Source organism: Mycobacterium sp. UM_Kg1 (assembly GCF_000972925.1).
Lineage (GTDB): Bacteria > Actinomycetota > Actinomycetes > Mycobacteriales > Mycobacteriaceae > Mycobacterium > Mycobacterium hiberniae.
Map to the genome: position 1 here is coordinate 1 of NZ_JRMK01000214.1, position 4,917 is coordinate 4,917.

1 protein-coding gene and 2 pseudogenes are annotated in these 4,917 nt (G+C 71.1%); 1 reads left to right on the forward strand and 2 read right to left on the reverse strand.

The genetic code is table 11. The features are described from left to right. A pseudogene (locus tag LI92_RS23950) lies at nucleotides 1-1,784 on the reverse strand (PGRS repeat-containing protein); the annotation flags it as partial. A gap of 403 nt (nucleotides 1,785-2,187) precedes the next feature. On the opposite strand from LI92_RS23950, the gene LI92_RS19860 reads away from it, so the two are divergent. Continuing rightward, nucleotides 2,188-2,589: a GtrA family protein gene (locus tag LI92_RS19860; protein ID WP_192830100.1), complete on the forward strand. Its 402-nt coding sequence runs from the start codon at nucleotides 2,188-2,190 to the stop codon at nucleotides 2,587-2,589. Nucleotides 2,590-2,673: 84 nt separating this feature from the next. Here the strand turns inward: LI92_RS19860 and LI92_RS23415 are convergent. Continuing rightward, nucleotides 2,674-4,917, reverse strand: a pseudogene (locus LI92_RS23415) (hypothetical protein); the annotation flags it as partial.

Genomic DNA, 4,917 nt, shown 5'->3' on the forward strand with positions numbered 1-4,917 from the left:
CCTTCAGCGGCGCCGGCACCGGCCGCACCGCCGACACCGCCCTGGCCGCCGGCCGCACCGTTGCCACCGTTGCCACCGGCGCCCTCGACACCGGCCGCGCCAGCACCGCCGGCGCCGCCGGCACCACCAACGCCACCGACGCCACCGTTACCGCCGTTGCCGGTCTGGCCGCCGCCCTGACCGCCGGCGCCACCGTTGCCCGCGTTGCCACCGGCAACACCGTCGGTGCCGTCAGCGCCATCTTCCGCGCCGTCCTCGCCGGCCGTGCCGGCCCAGCCGTTGCCACCGGCGCCGCCGTCGCCGCCATTGCCGTCGACGCCTGCGGCCCCGGCGTTACCGGTTGCACCACCAGCTGCACCGCCGGCCGCAGCGGCACCACCGCTACCGCCGTTGCCGCCGTTACCGCCGACTGCATCGACCAAGCCGACAGCACCTGCCCCGCCGTCGCCACCGGCACCGCCGTTACCGCCGACGCCGCCGTTGCCGTCGACACCCGCCACACCGGGAACAGAGCCGACACCGGCCGCACCACCGACGCCGCCCTGACCGCCGACAGCACCGTTGCCGCCGGCCCCACCGGCACCGCCGTTACCGTCGCCCTCGTCAGCGAAGGTACCGGCCGCACCGGCCGCACCGGCGCCACCGTTGCCGCCGGCCCCACCGACACCACCGGCACCACCATTGCCAGCCGCACCGGGGGTATGCACCCCGAAGAAGCCACCCGCGCCACCGTTACCGCCGACACCACCGTTACCGGCAAGGCCACCGACGCCGGCATCGCCACCGTCGGGCTCGTTCTCATCACCGGCCGCCCCGGCACCTCCCGCGCCACCGGTGCCGCCGACACCACCGGTGCCACCGGCACCGGAGTTACCGAACAACCCGGCCACACCACCGTTGCCGCCCGCGCCGCCGTCACCCGCCGCACCACCAGCCTGACCGATGCCACCGGCAGCACCGGTACCGCCGGTACCGCCGGTACCGCCGGCACCGCCGTTGCCGAAGAAGAAGCCACCGTCGCCGCCGATACCACCGGCGAAACCATCCAGACCGATGTCGCCGATGCCGCCCTGGCCACCGGCACCGCCGTTGCCCAGCAGGTAGCCACCGGCGCCGCCGTCACCACCGAGACCGAAGAAACTGCCGCCGTCACCACCGTTGCCGACCAGACCGGCGTTGGCGCCGTCGAGGCTGAAGTCGGTCGAGGCGAACTGGTAGGTGCCGTTCTCGATACCGGCCAGCGTGATCACGTTGTCGTTGGCGTCCAGCAGGACCACGCCGTCGGCGCCCAGCACCTCGCCCTCGGCATTGACGAACGCACCGCTGCCGCCGTCACCGAACAGGAAGCCGCCCGACTCGGCAGCGTTGTAGATCAGGTCACCGTTTTCGTCGAGGGTGACGAACGCGTTGTCGCCGTTGTCGAAGATGCCATCGATACGCAGGCCGCTGTCGATCAGGAACTGGTTGATGCCATAGATCGGTTGGTAGATCAGCGTGTTGATGGTGTTCGCGATCAGCGCGTTGAGCTCGTCGAGCGGAGTGATTTCTGCCGCGCCAGGCACGTCAGCGCCGAACAGGGCGCTCCAGTCAAACGACGAGGAGTCCACCGTCGACGGCGCGATCCAGCTGAACAGGTCCTCGAAGAAGTCCTCGAAGTCAGCGCTGGCCGGCGCCGCCGCGACCGGCGTCAACCCGAACGCAAGGAATGCACCCGCGGCACTGGTGGCACCGACGGCGCGACTGAGACGACGATTCCTGCCCTTGGCAGCTGATCGGTTCGACATGGTGTCCCTTCAGGTGAGATCTAGCTTTGGCGGCTGACGGGGGCGCAAATTGCTTAGGTCGATTTAAGGTAACAGAGCCAGGAGAGGCCGGGCAACCAGATGGAATGCTGGATGTCGCAAGCTTGCCGAAACGGCGGTGAGCAGTGGATCTATGCGCAGTATGAGCGAAATATTCGGACATTCGTCCAAGTTTGGAACGGAACACAGGCAGGCTGGATTTACTCAGGGCGAGCAAGACACTGTGAACTACATGAATTTCTATTAACTTCCCACAGCGGTTGCTGAGTTGTCACAGGCGCTCTATGAGTGGGCCCGGATAATCGTCCTTGCCGGCGACTTCCCGCCACCCGTCGGCCGTGACCAAGCCGTTGCTGACTCTGATTAGGATTCCCGCGTGGCCGAGATGACACCCCGCCCCTTGGAGTTGTCGACGCAGGTGTGGCGTTTCCTGGTCACCGGAGCACTGTCGGCGGTGGTGGACTTCGGGCTGTACCTGCTGCTGTACCTGGGTGCAGCTGTCCCGGTCGACTTCGCCAAGGCGATCAGCTTCGTCGCCGGCACCACGACGGCCTACCTGATCAACCGGCGCTGGACCTTCCAATCGGCGGCCCACGCCGGACGATTCATGGCCGTGATGGTGCTCTACGCGTTGACATTCGGGGTGCAGGTGGGGATCAACCATGTCTGCCTGGCGCTGTTGGATTACCAGCGGTGGGCGCTGCCGGTGGCCTTCGTGGCCGCACAGGGGACCGCGACCGTCATCAACTTCGTGGTGCAGCGCGCGGTGATCTTCCGGGCCCGCTGACAATGCCCTGGTAGCCGGCGGGGTCCTCCGACGCAAACGGGGCCCGGTCCAAAGACCGGGCCCCGCTGCCGAACCATGCGCTCCTTACGGGAGGGGGAATACGTTGGCCCCATTGGTGCCGGTCCGAACTTCGCCGTCGACGTCCTGCCCCGGAGCGGCGAACCGCTCCAGGGACTGACCCGCACCGCCGGTGTTACCCGCCCCGCCCCCGCTGCCGCCGTTCCCGGCGGTCGCCTGGCCGTTGGTGTAGGACGAGGCCTCGGCCGGGGCGCCCACGTTGTGCACGCCGACGTTGGCGTAGCCGCCGGCGCCGCCCACGCCGCCGACATAACCCTCGCCGCCGTTACCGCCCTGGACGGTGTTGCCGGTAGCCAGGGCGCCTTCGCCGAGGCCGACGATCTGAGTCACCAGCCCGCTGCCGTTGCCGCCTTTACCGCCGTCATATCCGCTACCACCGTTGCCGCCGACGACGCTGCCGCCCGCCTCCGCACCGATGCCACTGGCCTGGATGGCGGCCCGGTTCCCGTTACCGCCCACGGAGTTCTCGCCGAAGGCGTCGCCGCCATGGCCGCCCTGCACCGTCCCGCGCGCGATGCCTTCACCATCATCGGTGCCCGCACCGAAGTCACGTCCCGCACTGATGTAGCCGATCGCGCCGGTTCCGCCGGCGCTGCCCACACCTTCGGCGTCACCGCCGTTTCCACCGGTCGCCTGGCCTTCTACGGTTCCGTAGTTCAGTGCCCAGAGGTAACCCCGGCCCGCATCGCCACCCGTGCCGGCGTCCACGCCGTCACCACCGGCACCGCCGGTGGCGCTGGCGGTCTGCACGGTGCCATCGGCCGTCACCTCGACATCAGCGTTGCCGCCGGCGCCGCCGACGCCTCCGACGCCGGCGCCGCCCGCGCCGGCGGTCGCCACCGTGGAGGTGACGGTGCCGGCGCCATCGGCGAGGATGGTGGCTTTGCCGCCGGCGCCGCCGTCGGTGCCCGCACCGCCCTGGCCGCCGACCGCGTGGCTGCCGGTGATGGTGGTGCCTCCACCGGAGGCGATCACATACGCCCCGCCGCCGTGTGCGGCGTCGGTGGCATCGCCACCGGTGGCCGTGCTGGCGGTGATCACGGCACCATCGATCGCCTCGATGCGGGCCTCACCCCCGAAGCCGCCGTAGCCGCCGACGGAGAACAGCGAGAACCCGCTGAAGCCGCTGCCGCCATCGCCGCCTTGGACATGGCTGTCGATGACCGTGGCGTCGATGGCTTCGATCGCCGCGCCCCCGCCGGGGCCGGTGGCCGTGGCGTTGCCGCCGGTCGCCGAACTCGACTCGACCTGGCCGTTACTGGCATACACCGACGCCCCACCGCCGGAACCACCGTTGCTGCCGTTGCCGCCCGTGACCTGGGTGGCGTTGACGGAGCCGCCCAAGTCAACCGCCACGATCGCAGAGCCGCCGCTGCCGCCACTTCCGGCGTCGCCGCCGGTGACCACCACGGAGGTGGCCGTGCTGCCTGCCCCGTCCACGCTGATGCTGGCCGAACCGCCCTGCGAGGTGTCGCTGCCGTTGCCGCCGGTGACCGAACTGCCGGTGATCGCACCGCCGTTGACCGCCGACAGGGCAGCATCACCACCGTAGCCGCCGACGCCGGCGTCGCCACCGGTGATGCTGCTGTCGGTGATGCTGCTGGACGCGTCGACGGTGACGCTCACCGAGCCGCCATCGTAGGTCGTTGAGGCCTGCCCACCGGTGATCTGCACGTCGGAGAGGGTGCCTTCGACGTCAACGCTGACCACCCCACCGGTCAGGCCCGCAGCCCCGCGACCGAGGGCGGTGCCGTTGTCACCGTCGCCGCCGGCTCCGCCGGTTGCGGTGACACCGTCGATGGTGCCGCTGCCGCCGACATAGGCGCCGCCGCCACCACCGCCGCCGCCGCCGCCGTAGCCGATGCCGGCACCGAGGTAGCCCGTGCCGCCGTCACCGCCGGCCCCGCCGACCGCACCGACGCCGACCGCCGCACCAGTCCCACCGGCGCCGCCCTTGCCGCCGGCCGCGCCGACGCCGCCGTCACCGCCGCTGCCGCCGGTGCCACCGGATTGCGCATCCGTCCCGGCCATGCCGTAGCCGTTGCCGCCGTCACCGCCGTCACCGCCGTTGCTCGAGGCACCCACGGTGCCGCCGACTGCGCCGGCACCCATACCGGCCGCCCCACCGGCCCCGCCGGCGGCCCCGTTACCGCCGTTACCGCCGTCACCGGCTACCGCGCCGCCACCGCCGCCGAGGCCGTCGCCACCGTCACCGGCTGTGCCGGCCGCGCCGCCGTTGCCGCCGTTGCC